This is a genomic window from Mitsuaria chitosanitabida ATCC BAA-476 = NBRC 102408 (genome assembly GCF_001598255.1).
Lineage (GTDB): Bacteria > Pseudomonadota > Gammaproteobacteria > Burkholderiales > Burkholderiaceae_C > Roseateles > Roseateles chitosanitabidus.
On record NZ_BCYP01000007.1, the window covers coordinates 86,771 to 109,228 of the forward strand.

14 protein-coding genes and 1 tRNA gene are annotated in these 22,458 nt (G+C 70.5%); 5 read left to right on the forward strand and 10 right to left on the reverse strand.

Features of this window, described 5'->3' with window-relative positions; all coding sequences use genetic code 11:
• Positions 1-60 precede the first annotated feature (60 nt).
• Entirely contained in the window at positions 61-1,026 is a 966-nt protein-coding gene (locus tag MCHT01_RS05175; RefSeq protein ID WP_148661397.1) for a sialate O-acetylesterase, read from the forward strand.
• A 128-nt stretch (positions 1,027-1,154) separates the two neighbouring features.
• A complete protein-coding gene (locus MCHT01_RS05180) occupies positions 1,155-2,948 on the forward strand; it encodes an aspartyl protease family protein (protein ID WP_067063284.1) in 1,794 nt (597 codons plus the stop codon).
• A 50-nt stretch (positions 2,949-2,998) separates the two neighbouring features.
• On the opposite strand, the gene MCHT01_RS05185 is transcribed toward MCHT01_RS05180, so the two are convergent.
• From MCHT01_RS05185 to MCHT01_RS05225, 9 genes are all read right to left on the reverse strand, one after another.
• A complete protein-coding gene (locus tag MCHT01_RS05185) occupies positions 2,999-3,487 on the reverse strand; it encodes a DUF1203 domain-containing protein (protein ID WP_067063287.1) in 489 nt (162 codons plus the stop codon).
• Between the two features lie 137 nt (positions 3,488-3,624).
• A complete protein-coding gene (locus MCHT01_RS05190) occupies positions 3,625-4,182 on the reverse strand; it encodes a nucleotidyltransferase family protein (RefSeq protein WP_067063404.1) in 558 nt (185 codons plus the stop codon).
• Between the two features lie 74 nt (positions 4,183-4,256).
• Positions 4,257-13,151, reverse strand: a complete 8,895-nt coding sequence (locus MCHT01_RS05195) for a GH36-type glycosyl hydrolase domain-containing protein (protein ID WP_067063291.1) — start codon at positions 13,149-13,151, stop codon at positions 4,257-4,259.
• Positions 13,148-13,390: a hypothetical protein gene (locus MCHT01_RS05200; protein WP_067063293.1), complete on the reverse strand. Its 243-nt coding sequence runs from the start codon at positions 13,388-13,390 to the stop codon at positions 13,148-13,150. Before MCHT01_RS05200 ends, MCHT01_RS05195 begins: the two co-directional genes overlap by 4 nt.
• A gap of 171 nt (positions 13,391-13,561) precedes the next feature.
• On the reverse strand, positions 13,562-14,095 hold the full coding sequence (gene sodC / locus MCHT01_RS05205) for a superoxide dismutase family protein (protein ID WP_067063296.1): 534 nt from the start codon (positions 14,093-14,095) through the stop codon (positions 13,562-13,564).
• A 134-nt stretch (positions 14,096-14,229) separates the two neighbouring features.
• A complete protein-coding gene (locus MCHT01_RS05210) occupies positions 14,230-14,859 on the reverse strand; it encodes a LysE family translocator (RefSeq protein WP_067063299.1) in 630 nt (209 codons plus the stop codon).
• A 68-nt stretch (positions 14,860-14,927) separates the two neighbouring features.
• A tRNA-Ser gene (locus MCHT01_RS05215) sits at positions 14,928-15,018 on the reverse strand.
• Between the two features lie 72 nt (positions 15,019-15,090).
• Entirely contained in the window at positions 15,091-16,017 is a 927-nt protein-coding gene (locus MCHT01_RS05220; protein WP_067063302.1) for an SPFH domain-containing protein, read from the reverse strand.
• Positions 16,018-16,094: 77 nt separating this feature from the next.
• The gene (locus MCHT01_RS05225) at positions 16,095-16,526 is read right to left on the reverse strand and encodes an NfeD family protein (RefSeq protein ID WP_067063406.1); all 432 of its coding nucleotides are present in this window, start codon (positions 16,524-16,526) and stop codon (positions 16,095-16,097) included.
• A 323-nt stretch (positions 16,527-16,849) separates the two neighbouring features.
• Here MCHT01_RS05225 and MCHT01_RS05230 point away from each other — a divergent pair, with 323 nt between their 5' ends.
• A complete protein-coding gene (locus MCHT01_RS05230) occupies positions 16,850-19,156 on the forward strand; it encodes an arginine/lysine/ornithine decarboxylase (protein ID WP_067063304.1) in 2,307 nt (768 codons plus the stop codon).
• Between the two features lie 99 nt (positions 19,157-19,255).
• Here MCHT01_RS05230 and fabI read toward each other — a convergent pair whose 3' ends face one another.
• A complete protein-coding gene (gene fabI, locus MCHT01_RS05235; protein WP_067063307.1) occupies positions 19,256-20,038 on the reverse strand; it encodes an enoyl-ACP reductase FabI in 783 nt (260 codons plus the stop codon).
• Between the two features lie 189 nt (positions 20,039-20,227).
• Between fabI and rimP the strand changes: the two genes are divergently transcribed.
• Entirely contained in the window at positions 20,228-20,914 is a 687-nt protein-coding gene (rimP, locus tag MCHT01_RS05240) for a ribosome maturation factor RimP (protein WP_337958190.1), read from the forward strand.
• Positions 20,911-22,389: a transcription termination factor NusA gene (nusA, locus tag MCHT01_RS05245; RefSeq protein ID WP_067063309.1), complete on the forward strand. Its 1,479-nt coding sequence runs from the start codon at positions 20,911-20,913 to the stop codon at positions 22,387-22,389. The genes rimP and nusA overlap by 4 nt, the downstream gene beginning before the upstream one ends.
• Positions 22,390-22,458 lie beyond the last annotated feature (69 nt).

Here is a 22,458-nt window from a genome sequence, read left to right on the forward strand (position 1 = left end):
GCGCCGGAACCTGGCCGGCCGGTCTGCGCGCCGGCCCCAGCATGGACGCGATCGAGAGCGATGACTGAAGAACGGAAGATGCCGCCGCTGCTGGCGGTGGCCATCGGCGCGGTGGCGCTGCTGTCCTGCGTGGGCATGATCACCGCGGGCGTGGCGATGCTGCGCCAGCCCGAGAAGACCACCCCGGCGGACGCGCTGGCGCGGCGCGTCGAGTCCATCCATGGCATGCCGGTGACGGCGCAGGACTGCGGCACCGTGTTCAAGGGCGAGCAGCCCGTGATCGTGGTGGTGCTGGGCCAGTCCAACGCGGGCAATCACGCGGACCGCGCCGATCCGGCGCAGGCGCCGCTGCCGCCGATCCCGGTGCTGCACGAGGGCGGCTGCGGCCTGTCCGGCGCACCACTGCCGGGCGGCACCGGCGACGGGGGCAGCCTGTGGCCGGCGGTGAACCAGGCGCTGGGCGGACGCTGGCAGGGCCATCCCATCGTCTGGTCGGTGATCGCGGTGGAGGGCACCAGCATCGACGACTGGACCCGGCCGGATGGCGCGCTGCGCCGCTACTGGACGACGCAGGTCGACCGCCTCAAGGGCACCCACTGGCCGGTGGCCGCGGTGCTGTGGCAGCAAGGCGAGGCCGATGCGCGCGATCGCACGGCGATGGCGGAGTACCGCGACGCGCTGGCCGCGCTGCGGACCGACATGGGCATGCGCGGGCTGCGCGCGCCGTGGTGGCTGGCGCGCTCGACTTACTGCCCGCCGCACGACGGCGGCCAGGTGCGCGAGGCGGTGCGGGAGCTGCTGGCGATCCCCGACAGCGGGTTCCTGGCCGGACCGGACACCGACGCGCTGAGCCTGCCGCTGCGCAATGGCTGCCACTTCACGGCGGACGGCGTGACGCGCGCCGCGGCGCTGTGGGCGGACGCGCTGCGGCCCGAGGCCGGCAAACCCACCGCGGCGGGCCCCGCCGGGACCGCGTCGGGGCCCGCGCCGGAGGGCGCCTCGGCGTCCGACGTCAAGGTGCCGTGACCCCCTCGTCAAGGGCGCGCAAGCCCGGGTGAAATTCCCCCATCGAGGGGGATTTTTCGCTCTCGCGAGCGCGTATCGTCGCGGTCTCGACGGGCGGCCGACCGCCCGCGCTACCCAGGGAGGGACGATTGAACGCACGCCACCTCGCGCCGCTGCTGGCGCTGATCCTGACCGGCACGGCCGGCACCGCCTTCGCCGCCGACGCCGCGCCCAAGCGCTGCGGGATCGAGACCATGGTCATCCCGGTGCGGCTGGTGGAGTCGCGACCGGTCGCGACGCTCAAGCTCAACGGCGTGCCCGTGCCCCTGCTGGTGGACAGCGGCGCGTTCTACAGCTTCCTCAGCGAGGCCAGCGCCAGGCAACTGGAGCTCAAGCTGCGCCCGCAGACCAACCTGCGCGTCTACGGCGTCACCGGCCAGGTGCAGAACCTGAAGGTGACGACGGTCAAGAGCGTGGAGCTGGAGGGCGCGGTGCTCCCGAACGTGGAGTTCCTGGTCGGGGGCAACGAGATCAACGCCGGGATCATGGGCGTGCTGGGCCGCAACTTCCTGTCGCTGGCCGACACGGAGTACGACCTGGCCCATGGCGAGGTCCGGCTGGTCTTCCCCAAGGGCGATTGCGAGAAGACCGTGATGGCCTACTGGGCCGGGGAGGCGCCGGTGATCGAGGCGCCGCTGATCAGCTACGCGCAGAACGACCGCGCGGTGCGGGTGCCGGTGCTGGTGAACGGGGAGAAGGTGACGGCGCTGATGGACACGGGCGCGCCGACGACCTCGCTGGCGATCAGCGCGGCGCGCAAGGCCGGCATCACCGAGTCGCAGATGACGCTGGTGGGCCGCACCGGGGGCGCGGGCGCGTCCTTCGCGCGGCGCTGGACCACCACGGTGGAGCGTTTCGAGATCGGCGGCGAGAAGGTCAGCAACAACCGCATGGACGTGACCGACACCGACGGCGGCGACTACGGCATGCTGCTGGGCCTGGACTACTTCCTGTCGCACCGGGTCTACGTGTCGCGGCTGCAGGGCAAGGTCTACGCGACCTGGAATGGCGGCGCGGTCTTCGCCAAGGGCCGCCAGCCCACCGGCGGCGCGGACCCGCGCTACGCGGCCAAGCCCGAGGAGATCGCGGCGGACGACGCCGACGGTCTGGCGCGGCGCGGCAACGCGGCGCTGGTGAACGGAGAGCCGGCGCGGGCCCTGGAGGATCTGGACCGCGCGGTGCAGCTCAAGCCGACGGCGGAGAACTACGAGGCGCGCTCGCGGGTGAAGCTGGCGCTGAAGAAACCCAAGGAGGCGCTGGCCGATCTGGACGAGGCGCTACGCCTGGATCCGGCGCTGTCGGAAGCGCGGCTGCGCCGCGTGCCGCTGCGCATGGCCTCGGGCGATCGCGACGGTGCCGGCGCGGACCTGGCGGAGCTCGACGCGACGCTGCCACCGGGCTCCAACCTGCGCTCACAGCTCGGGCAGCTGCATGCGCGGCGCAACGAAGGGCCGCAGGCGATCAAGCAGTTCGATCTCTGGATCCAGACGCACCAGCGCGACGCGCGGCTGGGCCAGGTGCTGGGCGAGCGCTGCTGGTTGCGCGCGCGGATGAACCTGGAGCTGGCCAAGGCGGTCGACGACTGCAAGGACGCGGTGGACGAGGACGGCGACGACCCGCTGCTGCGCTACTTCCTGGGCTGGGCGCGGTTGCGGCAAGGGGACGCCTCGGCGGCGCGCAAGGCCTTCGACAAGTCCATCGAGCTCAAGCCCCAGCTGGCCTGGGCCCTCTACGGCCGGGGTCTGGCGCAGACGAAGCTGGGCGAGGCGGAGAAGGGCCGGCAGGATCTGGAAGCCGCGCGCAAGCTGCTGCCGGCGATCGACGAGCAGGTCAAGCGCGCGGGCTTCGCGGCGCTGGTGGAGGGGGGCGCGGCGGCGCCGTGAGGATGAGGCCGCCGAGGACGGCGCCGGGATGAGGGCGCCGTCGCCGCGGCTCAGTCGATCCGGTCGTCTCCGGCGGCGCGTTCCACGCGCGCCGCATAGCAGCCGCGCTTGGCGTAGTGCACCTGGAGGTAGTCGACTTCGGGTCGCGAGAACAACCGTTCGATGAGGGACTCGGCCTGGTCACCGTCGACGAGGTCGGCGTCAACCATCATGCCCGTCGCGTCGAAGGCGCGGATCGAGAGGATCCGGCCACGCAGCGCCTTCGGGATCTCGTTGGTGCGATCGAAGCGGTCGCCGCCGTTCTCTCGCAGGTAGATCGCGTGGGTGCCGCGATAGGGCGAGTCGACGTCCAGGTAGGTGTGGTTGAGCAGCAGCACCGTCTCGCCCGGCTCGGCGTCGTCGAGCGTGATGCGGTCGGGCGCGGAGCGCGGACGGTCGATCCGCACGCGCAGGATGCCGCGCTCGCGCAAGGCCTCGTCGGACAGCGTGAAGAGCGGGCGGAACGGGGCCGGATCGAGGCCGAGGATACGGAAGTCCATGTGAGCGCGGCACGCGGGCCGTCGTGGTGGTGAATGGCGCTCACGATAGAGAGGCCGACGCCACCGGTCGCGCCGGAATCGGACATGGAATTCAAGAGGTGCTCAGCGCCGCGCGATCCCGTCAGGTCGCGCACCGATCATTCCGGACTCACGATCGTCAGCCACGGCCAGCGGCGCTGGTACGAGGCGGCCTTGGCCTCGAAGAGGTCGCGGTGCGGCGTCAGCGGGTTCATCGCCAGGGTGCCCGCGTAGAGCGACTCCAGGCCGTAGGGCGCGTAGATCTCGCCAGGTCGGACGCCGACGCAGGTCGACGGCACCAGGAAGCGCTCGATGCCGTCGCGCGAGCAGGTCAGCGCCTCGTACGGATGACCGAAGTCCTCCTCGTACCAGAGATGCACCCGCGCCTGGTTGATCGCCTCGATCTGGATGCCCAGGTCCCCCAGCACCTCGTCCACCCGCGCCTGCACGCGTTGCTCGGTCTCGCGGGTCAGGTCTTGCCCGTCGAAATAGAAGAGGTCGTAATCCTTGATGTCCGACTCCGGCGCGCGACCCATGCGCAGGTTCCAGACGCTCTGGAACAGGCAGCCGGCCACCAGCCAGCCGTCGGGCAGGGCGAGCCGGTCCCAGCGATCGAGGATGGTCCGGTTGTGGCGGTTGGTCAGCAGGTCGGCGAGGAAGCGCTCGCGCAGCGGCATCGGGGTCAGGGTGTCGGACATGCGGATCATTCTGACCGGGCCCGCATCGCCGCTCCGGTCAGTGGAATCCCTCTCTAGCCGAGCGGCGAGTTCGCGCCCCCCGGGGGCGGCGCCTCGCCCGATGGGGCCGGACGGGCCGTGCCGACCGGATGTCCCGCGCCATCGGGCGGCGGGGCCTCCGGCAGTTTCACCATCTCCGGCACGCTGACCACCACCAGCGCCTGCTCCGGCGACAGCGAGGCCAGCTCCACCGACTCGCCCGCCGACTCGCGCCGGGCGCCTGGCTCGCGGGCCAGCGCGGCGCGGCAGGCGCTCTCGTTGGCGCAGACGATCACGCGCAGCCAGCGCCCCTCGTGCCGCAGTCGGACCTCCGCCTGATCCCAGTGCACCGGCAGGCAGGCGTCCACCCGCACGCGGCCCTGCGCGACGACCACGCCGCAGATCGATTCCAGCGAGGCCCGCAGCAGCCAGCCCGCCGAGCCGCTGTACCAGCTCCATCCCCCGCGTCCCACCCACGGCGGCTGCGAGTAGATGTCGCCGGCCATCACATAGGGCTCGATCGCGTAGGTCGGACCCAGGCGCGGATCGGCCCAGCGGTGCGCGGGGCTCAGGCCGGTGTAGACCTGCCACATCGTGTCGCGCTGGCCCAGCCGCGCCAGCGCCATCAGCGCCCACACCGCGCCGTGGTTGTACTGGCCCCCGTTCTCCCGCACCCCCGGCGCGTAGGACTGGATGTAGCCCGCGCTCGGCTGCGCGACCGCCAGCGGCGGATGCAGCAGCCGCGCCAGCCTCGCCACCGGATCGAGCAGCTGCGCGCAGGCGCTGGCCATCGCCTGCCGCGCATGCGCCGGATCGGCCGCGCCGGTCAGCACCGCCCAGCTCTGCGCGATCAGGTCGATGCGGCACTCGCTGTTGCGCGCCGAGCCCAGCGGCGAACCGTCGTCGAAGAAGCCGCGCCGGTACCAGGCGCCATCCCAGCCCGCGTCGTCCAGCGCCTTCACCCAGCCGTCACGCGCCACCTTCCAGCGCTGCGCGCGCTCGTGCTCGCCGCGGGCCGTCGCCACCGGGGCGAAGTCCTCGATCACCTGGCACAGGAACCAGGCCATCCACACCGACTCGCCCCGGCCCTCGTGGCCGACGCGATTCATGCCGTCGTTCCAGTCGCCGGTGCCGAACAGCGGCAGGCCGTGCGCGCCGCTGTCCAGGCTGCGGTCGATGGCGCGCGCCGCGTGCTCGTAGACGGACGCCATCGGGCCGTCGGTGCGCGGGCTCTCGTAGATGTCCTCGGCGCCCTCGGGCACGGTCTGGCCGATCAGGAAGGGTTCGGTCTGGTCGAGCAGCGAGACGTCGCCGGTGCGCGCCAGGTAGTGCGCCACCGCGTAGGGCAGCCACAGCCGGTCGTCGGAGAAATGGGTGCGCACGCCGGCGCCGCCCGGCTCGTGCCACCAGTGCTGCACATCGCCCTCGGGGAACTGCCGCGCGGCGTTGCGGCGGATCTGCTGCGCCAGGAGCTGCGGAGCGACGTCGGTCAGCGCCATCGCGTCCTGCAGCTGGTCGCGGTAGCCGAAGGCGCCGCCGGCCTGGTAGAAGCCGGCTCGCGCCCACATGCGGCAGACCAGCGTCTGATACGGCAGCCAGTGATTCGTGAGCGCGTCGAAGCGCGGATCCGGCGTCGAGACCTGGATGCCGCCGAGCAACGCCGGCCACTGCTGCCGCTGGGCCGCGAGGCGCTCGGCGGGATCGACCTGCCAGGCCGCTTCCATCAGCGCGTGCGCCTCGTCGGGTGAGCGCGCGTGGCCCAGCAGCACCGCCAGCTGGGCGGGCTGCGTCCCGTCCAGGTCGAGGCGGGCGCCCAGCCCCGCGCACGCGTCGAGGCCGCCGCCGCAGCGCCGGCTCAGGCCGGTCGGCAGCACCATGCGACCGGCGCCGTCGAAGAACTCGCGCCGGTCGCAGGTCCAGTCCTGCGTGTCCAGCCGCACCTGCGGTGAGCCCGGCCGGATGCACAGCGCCGCGGTCGCCTCGCCGAAGCCGCCCAGGTGATCGCGCTGCGTCGCCTGCAAGCTCAGCGCGCGCTCGGGTTGCGGCAGCCCGGCGCCGATCGGTCCGACCGTGAGCCAGTCGCTGTGCGTGGTCACCGACAGGCGCTCGCTGCGCGCGCTGCCCAGTTGCCACTCGGCCAGCGCCACCAGTCGCAGCCGGCGGCGCCCGCGGCCGTCGACCCGGCCGTCGCCGCGCGCATCGGCCCGGATCGAGACCTGCACCTGCTTGATCGACGCGTCCTTGTCCACGCACCAGCACAGCTCCACCGTGAGGTCGTCCAGGTGCTGGCGGCTGCGCGTGTAGCCGATGCCGTGCTCGATCATCAGCGGCGCGGCGCGATGCAGTTGCCGGCCCAGCGGCCAGACCCGCTCGTGGTCCAGGTCGTGCAGCAGCAGCCATTCGCCGGGCGGGTCCAGCAGCGGATCGTTGGACCAGGGCGTGACCTGGTGCATGCGGCTGTTGCCCGCCCAGGTGTAGCCGGCGCCGATCTCGGTGACCTGGCAGCCGAAGTCCGGATTCGCCAGCACGTTGACCCAGGGCCGCGAGGGATGGCGGTCCGGCGAGACCTCGAAGGAGAAGCCGCCATGCGTGCCGTCGAAGCGACCCTCCGGCGCGCGAGGGGCGGCATCGGGGGAAGGGCGCCCGACCAGCGCATGCGCGACCGGCAGGCGCGGCACGTCCTCGGCGGGGCGCAGGTCGTCGAGCCAGCGCGCCAGCTGCTGCGCGAGCGCCCGGCCGTCCGCCTGCAGCCGGACCCGCGTCAGCATCTGCAGCGTGAGCCGCTCGTCGGGCTGCAGGTCCGCGTCGCGCAGCACGTGCAGCGCGGCGCACAGATGCGCCGGCCGACCCTGGTTCTGTCCCTGCAGGCGCGATTGCAGGGCTTGAAGCGCCTGCTGCACCGGGGCCAGGTAGGAGGGCGGTTCCTCGTTGAGCACGACCAGGTCCACGCCGACGGCGTGCGCGGTCCACAGGCGCAGCGCCTTCTTGAGCGCGCGCACGAGGTCGATGCCTTCCTCGCCGCTGATGGTGACGGCCAGGATGGGCCGGTCGCCCGAGATGCCGAAGCGCCACAGCGCGCGCCGGTCCACGCGGCCGCCCGGCGTGCGCGGATGGGCCGCCTCGCGCGCGGCCTGGCCCGTGATCAGCGTGTTGAGCTGCAGCAGCGCGCCCCAGGTGGCGGTGTCGAAGCTGAGCTCGCGCAGCCGGATGCCGCCCATGGTGTGCGACATCGAGGCCGCGCGCTCGACGTGCGCGGGCTGGCGGTACTTGTCGACCAGCGCGGCCAGCAGGTCGCCGTCGCGCGCGGCCGCGGTGCAGAAGGTCAGGCGGACCGTGGCGCCGGGCGCGAGCGTCAGCGGCACGCGGATGCCCGCGACGGGATCGAGGCCGGTGTCCAGCAGACGACCGGGTTCGCCCTCGGCGCCGGGATCGGCCGTCTCGGCCACGTCGTCGACGAAGACGGCGCCCGCGTCGCCCACCGGCCGCGTCGAGCTGCCGTAGCGGCCCAGCCAGCGCGCGCGGTCCGCGACCGGCGTCACCTCGCCGACGCTGAAGTGGCCGGCCGCCAGCGCCGAGGCCTCCGGGCGCGGCCCCCCGTGGTCATGGGACATCGCGGGCGTCACCCCATCGGCCAGGTCCTGCCTCGCGGTGCCGTCGCGGTGCGGTCGCTGGCCCGCCGGGCCGCCGTCGTCGATGCCGGCGAGGAAGTGGACGGCGCGCATCGCCGCCTCGTCGAAGAGCCGGGGGCGGCGTCGCAGATGCAGCGCGTGCTCGGCCGCGTCCCAGCGCGCCTGGATGAAGAGGTTGGAGAAGGCCGGGTGCGCCTCGTCGCCGCGTTGCGGCGCCAGCGTCGCCTCGAAGCAGGAGACCAGCTCCAGCGTCAGCGGCCGGTCGCCGCGATGGGTGATCTCCACCTGGCGCAGCTCGCAGTCGTCCTCGGGGCTGACCCAGACCGTGGTGCAGGCGTGCAGGTCGCGCCAGCGCGCCTCCAGCAGCACGCGCTCGGCCTGCATGCGCGTCTCGTAGCGGGCGCGCGGATCGGGCGCGGGCCGGGCCGTGGTGCTGAACCAGTCCTCCTCGCCCGCGCGGCGCAGGAACAGGAAGCTGCCGTGCTGGTCGCGCAGCAGGTCGTCGCGCCAGCGGGTCACGCTGACGCCGTCCCAGTTGCTGTAGCCGCCGCCGTGGCTGCGCAGCACCACCGCATAGCGGCCGTTGGTCAGCATGTGCGTCAGCGGCAGGGTCTCGGTCAGCGGCTCGGTCTCGCGCACCATGCGCGTCTTGCGCTGCGGGCGCTTGCGCGGCAGCACGTCGGACGCGGGCAGCGCGAGCGGGGCGACCTCGCGGGGCGCGCGCTCGTGCAGCAGCGTGGCCACGGCCTTCAGGTGCGGGTCCGTCATCAGCCAGCGGCGCGGCGCGTCGTCGCACAGCAGGTTGGACAGCGCGGCGAAGCCCATCGCCTGGTGGTGCGCCATGTAGGTCCGCACCAGGGTGTGGCCGGCGCCCGCGGTCTGGCGCTGCGGCGTGTAGTCGACGGCCTCGATGAAGCCGAAGTCGCCGCGCGCGCCCAGGCGCTCGTAGGCCTGCAGGTTGGCCACCACCGGCACCGGCGCCACCAGCGCGGCCATCACCGCCGCATAGGGGGCGATGACGCGCTCGTCCGTCGCCAGGCGTGCCAGCGCCAGCGTCTGCACGCCCTGCGGTCCGTACTGGTAGGCGAGGGTGTGGTCCTGACCCGCGATGGCCGATTCCGAGATGCCCCAGGGCGTGCCCTTGCCGACGGCCTCCAGGCGCTGCTCGGCGACGGCGGTGCGGATCGCGCGGCCCAGCGCGCTGGCCGCCGGCTCGCGCAGCACCAGCGAGGGCATGAGGTACTCGAACATCGAGCCCGACCAGGACTTCAGTCCCAGCGAGTCGCCCGCGCCGTCGCGCGAGAAGAAGGGCCGGCCCAGCGCGCGCCAGTGCTCTGGCGGCAGGTCGCCCTTGGCGATCGCGACCAGGCTGGTGAGGCGGGCCTCGCTGGCGAGCAGGTCGTAATGGTTGTCGTCGAGCTGCTGCGCATCGCCGCGCCAGCCGATGCGCAACAGGCCGCGCTCGGGGTCGAAGAGCGGGCGGTAGTCCGCGGCGAGTCCCAGCGCGCGGAACCGCGCGGCCAGATCGCGCAGGCGCAGACGCGCGTCGGCGAAGGCCGCGCCCTGATCGCGCCAGGACGACGCCAGCTGCGCGAGCAGGTCGCGCAGCAGCCAGTGCGTCGGCGTGGGCTCGTGGCCTTCGACCTGGGCGAGCGCCTCGAGCTCGGCGCGCGCCGCGTCCGCATGGGCGCCGAGCACGGCCTGCTGCTCCTCGGCCTGGAGATCCGCGTTGCCCGGATCGCTCAGTGCCGCCACCAGCGCGGCGCCGGCGGCGAGCACCCCTTCGGCGGACAGCGGCGGCTGGATCACGCGCAGGCGACGCAGGGTCCGGGCGAGCGCGTCGCGCGGCGCGGCGGCGGCCTGCTCGGCGTCGAGTTCCGCCGCCAGCTCGCAGGCGCGCGCGACCGCCAGCAGATGCGCCGAGCAGTTGCCGCTGTCCACCGCCGAGACATAGCCCGGCGCGAGCACCACCAGCGACTCGGTGTCGTACCAGTTGTAGAAGTGGCCGTTCCAGCGCGGCAGACGCTCCAGCGTGTCCAGCGTCGCGGCCAGGCGCTCGGTCATCGAGACCAGGCCGATGAAGCCGAACTCGCGCGCGCAGGCGACGGTCAGCAGGTACAGGCCGATATTGGTCGGCGAGGTGCGATGCGCCACCAGCAGATGCGGCGTGAGCTGGACGTTGTCCGGCGGCAGGTGGTGGTCGGCGGCGCCGACGTGCTGGTCGTAGAAGCGCCAGGTGTCGCGGGCGAGGCGCCAGAGGTATTCGCGCCCCTGGGGATCGAGCGTCGCCTCCCGGCGCCACAGCGGGGCGCGCGCGGCGCTGGCCCACCAGATCCACAGGGGGGAGAGGGCCCAGACGATCAGCACGGCGAAGGCCGCGCCGACCCGCACCGGCGCGCCCAGCAGCGAGGCCAGCAACAGCACGCCGCCGAGCACCGCGGCGGTGACGGGCACGCGCAGGTGCTGCTCGACCAGGGCCGGGAGCTCGCGCTTGGCGGCGGCCTGCGCGGCGGCGGCGGTGGTCCATTCGAGCAGGTGGCGGCGCGTCACCCACTGGCGCCACAGCGCGCGCGTGATCGCGTCGAGGTAGAGCAGCGACAGGTGCAGCAGCAGCGCCAGGTGCCAGGCCGCCAGGCCCAGCGCGCGCAGCAGGTCGTGGCCGGTCTCGCGATAGAAATGGCGCCGGGCCAGGCCGTCCCGGCTCGGTACCAGGCCCGCGAGCGCGCCCACCAGCGGCCCGATGGCGAAGGCCGCGGCGACGACCAGCAGGGTCAGCCCCAGCGGCAGCACCTCGCCGCCCAGCGCCAGCAGCACCAGGCCCAGCGACATCGGCGCCACCAGCGAGCGCCGCAGGTTGTCGATCAGTTTCCAGCGATTGATCGGCGCCAGGCCGTAGCGGCCGGCGCGCGCGATGAAGGGCAGCAGCTGCCAGTCGCCGCGCGTCCAGCGATGCAGCCGCGCATGCGCGACGTCGGCATGCATGGGCGAGTCCTCGACCAGCGTGATGTCGGACACGCCGGCGCAGCGCGCCAGGCTGCCCTCGAGCAGGTCGTGGCTGAGCACCTGGCCTTCCGGCAGGCGCTCGCCCAGCGCGGCATGGCAGGCGCGCACGTCCAGCAGCCCCTTGCCGGTGAAGCTCCCTTCGCCGAACAGGTCCTGGAAGATCTCCGAGCTCACCGCGCTGTAGGGATCGATGCCGAACTGGCCGACGAAGAGGCGGTGATAGGGCGTGCTCGCCTTGTCCTCCGGCATGGGCGCGAGCACCCTCGGCTGCAGGATGGCGTAGCCCTCGACGACGCGATGGCCCGGGTCCGCCAGACGCGGCCGGTTCATCGGATGGGCGGCCGTGCCGACCAGCGCGCGCAGCCGGCCCGGCGGCATGTCGGTGTCGGCGTCCAGCGTGATCAGGTGGCGCACCCCCTCGGCCGGCGTCGACAGCGGCCCCAGGTCCACGAAGGGCGAGGCCAGGCCGCGCGTGGCCAGCAGGCGCAGCAGCAGCTCGAGCTTGCCGCGCTTGCGCTCCCAGCCGATCCAGCGGCGCTCCGTCGGCGACCACTCGCGCTGCCGGTGCAGCAGCAGGAAGCGCGGACGGCCGTCGGCCAGGGCGCCGTGGCGCTCGTTCAGCGCGGCGATCGCATCGGCCGCGGTGACCACGATCATGGTGTCGCCGGGCTGGTGTTCCTCGTAGGCATCGGCGTGATCGCTGAGCAGGGCGAACTGGACCAGGCGTTCCGGATTCGCCAGGTGGTGCTGCTCCAGCTGCGCCACCAGGGGCGCCACCGAGGCTTCGCTGGGCAGCAGCACCGGCATGACGACCAGGGTGCGCTCGCTGTCGGGCAGGCCGGCGCTGAAGTCCAGGCGAGGCAATCGCGTGGGTCGCGTCAGCTCGCTGATCCAGCGGTTGGTCAGCGCGACCACCGCTTCGCCGATCGGTCCGGCGGCCAGCAGCGCGGCGGCGCACCACATCCACAGCGGCGCGTCGGCGCGGGCCTGGCTCATCAGCCAGGACAGCCCCAGCAGCCCGAGCACGGCCAGCCCGCCCAGGTAGGCCGCGGCCGACCAGCGCTGGCGCTGCTCCGTGTCGTGCGGCCGCCAGCGGCGCTCGGGCAGGCCCAGCGCCGCATGCAGCGTCGGTCGTCCGGCGCCGCGCCACCAGTAGATCGGCGCGCTGCGGCGGTCGGGCTCGCCGTCCACCGGCGGACCGGCGCGGCGGGTCAGCTCGATCAGTCGTTGGGCGATCTCGAGCTCGGTGCGCGCGCAGCGGCGCGCCAGGCGCTCGATCTCATGCAGGGTCAGGTCTTGTGTGTCGGTGGCCTCGGCGGCGTGGACCGGCGATTCGGCCAGGGTCTGCATCACCGGGCTGACGGACTGGATCAGCTTGCGCCAGTCGGTCTGGTCGATGCGGCGCAGCGCGGTGATGGCGTTGCGGATGCTCTGCAGGTCCTTGATGGACTCGTCCTGCTGGCGCGCCAGCGACTGCGCGGGCGCGGGCAGCCGCGTGCTCAGCCAGGCGCCGAGCTCGCCCATCAGCGGCTGCGGCAGTTCCTCCATGCGGTGGTCCAGCTGCAGCCAGAAGGCCTCGGCGACGCCGCGCTCCTTCATGCGCGGCTCGAGCTCCTGGATCCGGGCCATGCCGTGGTCGGCGGGGTGGCCGTCGTACCAGTGGTGGACCACGTCGCGCGCGGCCTGCAGGGTGGCGAAGCGCTCGGCCAGGCGGCGCAGGTTCTCGACCAGCACGACGCGCAGCGTGGTCGGCAGGGCCCAGAGCTCGGCGAGCGACAAGGCGCTCTCGCGTTGATAGGCGCGCAGGTAGGCGGCCAGCAGATCGATGTCGAAGCCGCCGTCCGTGTGCGCGACCCAGGCCCAGGCGATGCCGTAGATGCGGGGCAGTCCGGCCAGCGGTTCGTCGCGCAGGCGCGGCAGCAGGCGGAAGAAGCCGCGCGGCAGGCCGCGGCGGACCTGGTGGGTCTGTTCGTCGATCAGCGCGGCGTTGTCCAGCAGCCATTTGCCGGCGGCGCCCAGGTGGCGGAAGTCGCGATGGCGCTTCTCGATCAGCCGCCGCGCCTGCTGGAGCATCGCGACGTTCTCGTCCAGGCGCGGGAAGAACTGTCCCGCGCCGGCGGTGCCTTGCACGGCCTGGGCCTGCGCGAGGCTGCGGCCGTGCTGCTCGAAGCGCGCCAGGCCGAACAGCACCGCGCGCACGGGCGGCTCGATCGGCCCGAGCGCGGGATTCAGCAGCGCAAGTTCTTCCGCAACTTCGGGGTGAGGGGCGGGGTCCTGCGCGCGCTGGGTGTCGTTCATAGCCAGTGGGCGAACAGTCCCAGGGTGATGGCGCCGAGCGCGGCGGTGGTGGCCAGGCGGGGCAGGACCAGGCCCTGGACGCGTTCGGCCATCAGCGCGATGCCGAACCATCGACCGCGCGCCTTGGCGCACTGGATCAGGTGGCGTTGCAACGCGGCCTGGTCATGCGAGGGCAGGTTCGACGGCAGGCTCGTCGACAGCAGAGACACCGATGCGACGGGGCCGATCGGACGGGTCATGGTTGGATTCCTCTCTACAAGTTTTGAAACCGGGCGTTTCAACTTGGCAAGCCCCATGCCCGCCGGACGGCGGGAGGCGATGCGGGAGAGGAAAGGCCCGCGCCCAGGGGCGGCGCGGGGGGCGCGGGCGTGAAGGCCGCGGTCAGGCCGCGGCACGAAGTTGTTACGGGATCACTGGATCACGCCGCAGGCGATGCGGGCGCCGCCACCGCCGAGCGGGGCGGGGTGGTCGGCGTGGTTGTCGCCGCCGGCGTGGACCATGAGCGCATGGCCCTTGACGTCGTTCAGCGTCAGGCGCGGCGCGAGCACGGGCTGCACGGCCTCGCCCTCGGCGTTGACGTACATGGGCGGCAGGTCGCCGAGGTGGCCGTCGCCCCAGGGCTCGCCGTGCTTGCCGGACTTCTTGGGATCGAAGTGGCCGCCGGCGCCGTCGGCGGGCACGGGCTTGCCGTCCTTCTCGCCCGCGGCGCAGGAGGGGTTGGCGTGGACGTGGAAGCCGTGCAGGCCCGGCGGCAGGCCGCTCAGCTTGGGCGTGAAGACCAGGCCGTACTGGGTCTCCGTCATCGTCACCGTGCCGACGGGGCCGCCTTCGCCCTGCGGCGTGGCGACCTTGAGAGTCACGGTGGCCGAGGCTTCCGCGGCGAGCGCGGCGGACAGCGGCGCGCAGGCGATCAGCGCGGCGGCGAGCAGGGGACGCAGGGTCATGGGGGCTCCTTGTGGTTCCTGGAAGGACGATCGTCGCGGTCGACAAACGGCATGCCGCCGCTCGGGGCGATCGTCGCGGAAATCAGGACGGGGAGGGGATCCCCCTGCGGGGAACAGGGGTGAGGGGGCTGAGGTCAGCGCGACACGATCAGCCGCAGGCCCAGCGCCACGAACACCGCGCCGGCGACGCGGTCCAGCCAGAGGCCGGCGCGCGGCTTGCGCTGCAGCCACTGGCCGATGGCGCCGGCGAAGTAGCCCAGCAGCCCGAACAGCACCGCCGCCTGCAGCGTGAAGACCACGCCGAGCGCCGCCGTCTGCGCGGCCACGTGGCCGTTGGCGGGGATGACGAACTGCGGGAGGAAGGACAGGAAGAAGAGCACGACCTTGGGGTTGATCGCGTTGGCGAAGACGCCCTTGAAGAACAGGCGCATGAGCGAGTCCTCCACCTGGGACGCGTCGCCGACCCGCGCGCCGCCGCTGCTGCGCAGCGCCTTGAACCCCAGCCAGATCAGGTAGAGCCCGCCCGCGACCTTGAGCACGGTGAAGGCCACCGGGGAGGCCGCGATCAGCGCGCTCACGCCGATGGCGGCGAGCACGGTGTGGCTCAGGCAGCCCAGCGCGCATCCCAGGCCGAAGGCCATGCCGTGGCGGCGGCCCTTGGAGACGCCCATGCCCAGCACCATCAGGTTGTCCGGACCGGGCGACGCCGTGATCAGCAGGGCGGCCAGGAGGAAGCCGAGGAATTGGGTGGAGGTCAGCAGCATGGGGCCGGATGATAGCGAGCAAAGAAAAACGCCCCGCGACTTGCATCGCGGGGCGTTTCCTGTGGTCTTGGCGGAGAGAGAGGGATTCGAACCCTCGGTAGGCTATTAACCTACACACGCTTTCCAGGCGTGCGACTTAAACCACTCATCCATCTCTCCGAAGCCCGCCATCATAGCGCAGTTTTTGGCCTCCGAAGGAAAGTCGTCGGCCTCGGGTCATGAATGCATCGCTCAGCGCCCAGGCTGCACCAGCTTCTCGTTCTTGATCAGCGACATCGCCGTGCCGATCAGGCCCGACACCTCGCTCATGTTGGCCGGCACGATCATCGTGTTGTTCTTCTGCGCCAGCTGAGAGAAGGCCTCGACCGCCTTCTCCGCGACCTTCAGCTGCACGGCGTCGCCGCCGCCCGGCTGCTGGATCGCCGAGGCGATCTGCCGGATCGCGTCCGCGCTGGCTTCCGCCACCGCCAGGATCGCCGCGGCCTCGCCCTGCGCCTTGTTGATCTCGGCCTGCTTCTCGCCCTCGGACCGCGCGATCGCGGCCTCGCGCTCGCCGGTCGCGATGTTGATCTGCTCCTGGCGGCGACCTTCCGACGCCGCGATCAGCGCGCGCTTCTCGCGCTCCGCCGTGATCTGGGCCTGCATCGAGCGCAGGATCTCCGCGGGCGGCGTCAGGTCCTTGATCTCGTAGCGCAGCACCTTCACGCCCCAGTTCAGCGCGGCTTCGTCCAGCGCCTGCACCACCGAGCTGTTGATGACGTCACGCTCCTCGAAGGTCCGGTCCAGTTCCATGCGGCCGATCACCGAGCGCAGCGTGGTCTGCGCCAGCTGCGTGATCGCCACGATGTAGTTGCTCGAGCCGTAGCTGGCGCGCATCGCGTCCGTCACCTGGAAGTACAGGATGCCGTCCACCGTCAGCTGGGTGTTGTCCTTGGTGATGCAGACCTGGCTGGGGACGTCCAGCGGGATCTCCTTGAGCGAGTGCTTGTAGGCCAGCCGGTCCACGAAGGGGACCAGGATGTTCAGGCCGGGCGTGAGCGTGGCGTGGTACTTGCCCAGCCGCTCCACCACCCAGGCGTTCTGCTGCGGGACGACCTTGACCGATTGCACGATGAACACGATGGCCACGAACAGCAGCACCAGTGCGACGATTTCCATGAACAGGACTCCTCCTCAAGAGACGTTGCCGGGGCAACGGGAAACAGGTTGGGACAGGGGCAGGGGTGGCCGCGCGCTCAGGCCGGCTCGAGCAGCAGGCAGGTGCCCTCGACCGCGCGGATCACGTGCCGGCCTTCGTGCGGCTGACCCGTGCCGATGAAGCGCGCCTGCCAGGCGGCGCCGCGGTAGCGGACCTCGGCCGTGCCGTCGGCGCGCCATTGCGCGACCTCCAGGCTCTGGCCGATGTCGAGGTTCACGTTGGGGTTCTGGTTCGCGGGCGTGCGCGGATGGCGCAGCTGCCGCCGGTGCCACCAGGTCACCGCGCCGCCGCCGACGAGGGCCGCGATCACGAGCTGGGACCAGAACGGTCCGCCCAGGTGCGCCGTGAGCGCCGCCGCGGCCGCGCCCAGCGCCAGCATCAGCAGATAGAAGGTGGTCCCGCTGGCGAGCTCCGCCATCACCAGGCCACCGCAGATCACCCACCACCAGGTGGCGAGACTCCAGTCCATCGCGTCCTCCTGCATTTGCCGGGCGCTCCCCGCGTCGCCCGGTCGTTCTTGGATGCGGGGCAGTTTACGCCCCGGGGCGCTCTGCAAACACTTCAACGGACCCCTCCTGAAGAGTGAGCGTCCCTCCGGAATTCGCCCATCCGGTCCCCCTTCGGGGGAGGGGTGTCGGCGCTCGGCGCAGCGGTCGGACGAGGCCAGGGCGGGGCGCCTGGCGTCCTGTTTCCACGACAAACCCTGATGGACACTTGCGTGACGCGGCTGTAGCCCTACACTTCGCGCCTTTCGTGTTCGACCCCCTGTTTTTCCTGTTCCCGGAGAGGCCCATGACGCCGCGTTTCCGCTTTCCCATCGTCATCATCGACGAGGACTACCGCTCCGAGAACACCTCGGGTTTGGGCATCCGCGCCCTGGCCGACGCCATCCAGAAGGAAGGCTTCGAGGTGCTGGGCGCGACGAGCTACGGCGACCTGAGCCAGTTCGCGCAGCAGCAGTCGCGCGCGAGCGCCTTCATCCTGTCGATCGACGACGAGGAGTTCTCGGGCAACGGGGATGGCACTGAACTGGATCCCGCGGTCCTGAACCTGCGCAAGTTCATCCAGGAGATCCGCTTCAAGAATGCGGACATCCCCATCTATGTGTATGGGGAGACGCGCACCTCGCAGCACCTGCCCAACGACATCCTGCGCGAGCTGCACGGCTTCATCCACATGTTCGAGGACACGCCCGAGTTCGTGGCGCGTCACATCATCCGCGAGGCCAAGAGCTACCTCGACGGTCTGGCGCCCCCGTTCTTCAAGGCGCTGATGGATTACGCGCAGGACGGGTCCTACTCGTGGCACTGCCCGGGGCACTCGGGCGGCGTGGCCTTCCTGAAGAGCCCGGTCGGCCAGATGTTCCACCAGTTCTTCGGCGAGAACATGCTGCGCGCCGACGTGTGCAACGCGGTCGAGGAGCTGGGCCAACTGCTGGACCACACCGGCCCGGTCGCCGAGAGCGAGAAGAACGCCGCCCGCATCTTCAATGCGGACCATTGCTTCTTCGTCACCAACGGCACCTCGACGTCCAACAAGATGGTCTGGCACCACACGGTGGCGCCGGGCGACATCGTGGTGGTCGACCGCAACTGCCACAAGTCCATCCTGCACAGCATCATCATGACCGGGGCGGTCCCGGTCTTCATGACGCCCACGCGCAATCACTACGGCATCATCGGTCCGATCCCGGAGAGCGAGTTCTCCCCGGAAGTCATCCGCAAGAAGATCGCCAAGAATCCGTTGCTCAAGGGCGTGGACGCCAAGAAGGCCAAGCCGCGCATCATGACGCTGACGCAGAGCACCTATGACGGCGTGCTCTACAACACCGAGACCATCAAGGCCAAGCTGGACGGCTGGATCGACACGCTGCACTTCGACGAGGCGTGGCTGCCGCACGCGGCCTTCCACAACTTCTACGGCTCGTACCACGCGATGGGCAAGCACCGCCCGCGCCCCAAGACCGCCATGGTCTACGCGACGCAGTCGACCCACAAGCTGCTGGCGGGCATCTCGCAGGCCTCGCAGGTGCTGGTGCAGGACTCTCAGAACGTGAAGCTGGACAAGCATCTGTTCAACGAGGCCTACCTGATGCACACCTCGACCAGCCCGCAGTACTCGATCATCGCCAGCTGCGACGTCGCGGCCGCGATGATGGAGCCTCCGGGCGGCACGGCGCTGGTGGAGGAGTCCATCTCCGAGGCGCTGGACTTCCGTCGCGCGATGCGCAAGGTCGAGAAGGACTACGGCAAGGACTGGTGGTTCAAGGTCTGGGGGCCGGACAAGCTCGCGACCGAGGGCATCGGCAAGGCCGCCGACTGGATGCTCAAGGCCAACGAGAAGTGGCACGGCTTCGGCCCGATCGAGGCCGGCTTCAACATGCTGGACCCGATCAAGTCCACCGTGATCACTCCGGGCCTGGACATGAGCGGCAAGTTCGCCAAGACCGGCATCCCGGCGAGCATCGTCACCAAGTTCCTGGCCGAGCACGGCGTGGTGGTGGAGAAGACGGGTCTGTACTCGTTCTTCATCATGTTCACCATCGGCATCACCAAGGGCCGCTGGAACACGCTGCTGACCGCGCTGCAGCAGTTCAAGGACGACTACGACAAGAACGCCGCGATCTGGCGTATCCTGCCGGACTTCGTGGCCGCCTTCCCGCGCTATGAGCGCATGGGCCTGCGCGACCTGTGCCAGAGCATCCACGAGGCCTATGCGTCCGGCGACATCGCGCGCCTGACCACCGAGGTCTATCTGTCGGACCTGGAGCCGGCGATGAAGCCGTCCGACGCGTACGCGCACATCGCGCATCGCAAGACGGAGCGCGTCGAGATCGACAAGCTGGAAGGTCGCGTGACCACGGCGCTGCTGACGCCGTACCCCCCGGGCATCCCGCTGGTGATCCCGGGCGAGCGTTTCAACAAGCGCATCGTGGACTACCTGATCTTCACGCGCGAGTTCAACGCGAAATTCCCGGGCTTCGCCACCGACGTGCATGGCCTGGTCGCGGAGAAGGGCGCCGACGGCGTGACCCGCTACTACGTGGATTGCGTGGTCGACGCGACGGACGCGAAGGCGGTGAAGGGCGCGAGGAAGTAAAGGCTTCATGGGCGCCGTCATGGCGCCGCGCTCAAATGAAATCAGGCCCCGCGGGGCCTGATTTCGTTGGTGCCGACGAGGGTCGTCGGGCTGGGCTGTTTACTCGCCGCCAGCCATCGCCTGGTGGCTGAAGCCGCCGTCGACGTAGATGATCTCGGAGCTCACGCCCGCGGCGAGGTCCGACAGCAGGAAGGCGGCGGTGTTGCCGACGTCCTCGATCGTGACGTTGCGCTTGATGGCGGCGCTGTCGGCGAACTGCTTCAGCAGCTTGCCGAAGTCCTTGATGCCCGAGGCGGCCAGCGTCTTGATCGGACCGGCGGAAATGCCGTTCACCCGGATGCCCTTGCCGCCCAGGCCGTAGGCCAGGTAGCGCACGCTGGCTTCCAGCGAGGCCTTGGCCAGGCCCATGGTGTTGTAGTTCGGCACGAAGCGGTCGGCGCCCAGGTAGGACAGCGTCAGCAGCGCCGCGCCCGGACGCAGGCGGCTCTGCGCGGCCTTGGCCATCGCCGGGAAGCTGTAGGCGGAAATGTCGTGGGCGATGCGGAAGTTCTCCCGCGTCATGCCGTCCAGGAACTCCCCGGCGATCGCCTCACGGGGCGCGAAACCGATCGAGTGCACGAAGCCGTCGAATTCCGGCCAGTGTTGACCCAGTTCCTCGAACAGGCGCTCGATCTGGGCGTCGTCGCCCACGTCGCAATCGAACACCAGCTTGGAGTCGAATTCCGCCGCGAACTCGGTGATCCGGTCCTTGAAGCGCTCGCCCACGTAGCTGAAGGCCAGTTCAGCGCCCTCGCGATGGCAGGCCTTGGCGATGCCGTAGGCAATCGAACGGTTGGACAGCACGCCCGTGATCAGCAGCCGCTTGCCGGCGAGAAATCCCATGTCTGCTCCTGGTATTCATTGGTTCGGGGGAGGGCGGGATTCTCGCACGCCCCATGCGCGACAAATGTCTCAGCCTTGCCGGCATGCTGTTTGCATAGTACACTTCGAGCTTCGCTGAGAAAGTGAACGGTGGGCGGATTCATCCAGCCCATTTTTTTTGGCCGTCCCACAGGATAGAACCCTTCGTCGATGAATTTGAGCTGGCAAGCCGTTGTAGAGAAAACCGTGACCGGTCTCGGTTACGAGGTGGTGGGCTGCGAACGCAGCGCCGGGGGCTTGCTGCGCGTCTTCATCGACAAACCTCTGGTGAACGGCCAGGAACCTGAGCAGCCGGTCAACGTCGAGGACTGCGAGCGCGTGACGCGCCAGCTCCGCTACGTGATGGAAGTCGAGGAAATCGACTATCAGCGCCTGGAAGTCTCCACCCCCGGACTCGACCGTCCGCTGAACCATGCTGGCGACTACGCCCGGTTCACCGGTCACGATGCGGAAATCACGCTGCGCGAGGCTTTCCAGGGTCGCAAGAAATACAAGGGCGTCCTCGCGGCGGCCGAGGGCGTCTCGGACGACGCCCTGGCCGCGAGCACGAACTGGCGCCTGATCTTCTCCGACGGCAAGACCGAACAGGTGCTGGACTTCGCGCTGGACGAAGTGCGTTCGGCCAAGCTGGTGCCGGAGATCGTTTTCAGGAACCGGGCGTCGGGAACGGCGACCGGTGCGGCGGCTGGCAAGGCCGCGGCGAAAAAGAACACGGGCTTGGCGCCCGGATCGGAATCTGCTGACGGAGCGGCTGCGAAGCCGAAGGCGTCGAAGAAGAAGAGCAATGCCAAGTCCCGGCAGACGGATGACAAGGTTGACGGAGGTCTCGATCAATGAACCGCGAACTGTTGATGCTGGTGGACGCCATCTCGCGCGAGAAGAGCGTGGAGCGCGATGTGGTGTTCGGCGCCGTTGAGGCGGCGCTGGCTTCGGCCACCAAGAAGTTGTATGGCGGCGAGGTCGACATCCGTGTGGCCATCGACCGCGACACCGGCGAGTACGAGACCTTCCGCCGCTGGCACGTCGTCCCGAACGAAGCCGGTCTGCAGAATCCGGATTCGGAAATCCTGCTGTTCGAGGCCCAGGAGCAGATCGCCGACATCGAGGTGGACGACCACATCGAGGAAGGCGTGGAGTCCGTGCCCATCGGCCGCATCGGCGCGCAAGCCGCCAAGCAGGTCATCCTGCAGAAGATCCGCGACGCCGAGCGCGAACAGCTGCTGAACGACTTCATGTCGCGCGGCGAGAAGATCTTCGTCGGCACCGTCAAGCGCCTGGACAAGGGCGACATCATTGCCGAGTCGGGCCGCGTCGAAGGCCGCCTCAAGCGCAATGAAATGATCCCGAAGGAAAACCTGCGCACCGGCGACCGCGTCCGCGCGGTGATCCTGGGCGTGGACCCAACCCAGCGCGGCCCGCAGATCATGCTGTCGCGCTCGTCGGGCGAGTTCATGAAGGAACTCTTCGCCCAGGAAGTGCCCGAGATCGAGCAAGGCCTGCTGGAGATCAAGAACGCGGCCCGCGACGCCGGCAGCCGCGCCAAGATCGCCGTGGTCTCGCACGACAAGCGCGTCGACCCGATCGGCACCTGCGTCGGCGTGCGCGGCTCCCGCGTGAACGGCGTGACCAACGAGCTGGCCGGCGAGCGCGTCGATATCGTGCTCTGGTCCGAGGATCCCGCGCAGTTCGTGATCGGCGCGCTCGCGCCGGCGAACGTGCAGTCCATCGTGGTGGATGAAGAGCGTCACGCCATGGACGTCGTGGTCGACGAGGAAAACCTCGCGATCGCCATCGGCCGTGGTGGTCAGAACGTGCGTCTGGCCTCGGAGCTGACCGGCTGGAAGATCAACATCATGACCGCCGAGGAATCCGCCGCCAAGCAGGCCGAGGAATCCGATTCGGTGCGCAAGCTGTTCGTCGAGAAGCTGGACGTGGACGAGGAAGTCGCCGACATCCTGATCGCCGAGGGCTTCGCGACGCTGGAAGAGGTCGCCTACGTCCCGATGCAGGAGATGCTGGAGATCGAATCCTTCGACGAGGAAACCGTCAACGAGCTGCGCACCCGAGCCAAGGACGCGCTGCTGACGATGGAGATCGCCCGCGAGGAGAAGGTCGAAGAGGTGTCGCAGGACCTGCGCGATCTGGAGGGCATGACGCCCGAGCTGATCGCCAAGCTGGCGGCTGGTGACATTCATACCCGTGACGACCTGGCCGACCTGGCCGTCGACGAGTTGGTCGAGATTTCGTCCCTGGACGAGGCAGCGGCACGCGCTTTGATCATGAAGGCGCGCGAGCACTGGTTCAACGCATAACGCCCCGGGCACACGCTCGCTAGCGACACAAGCGAAACCAGACCGCTCCGCCTACACAAGATTTAAGGA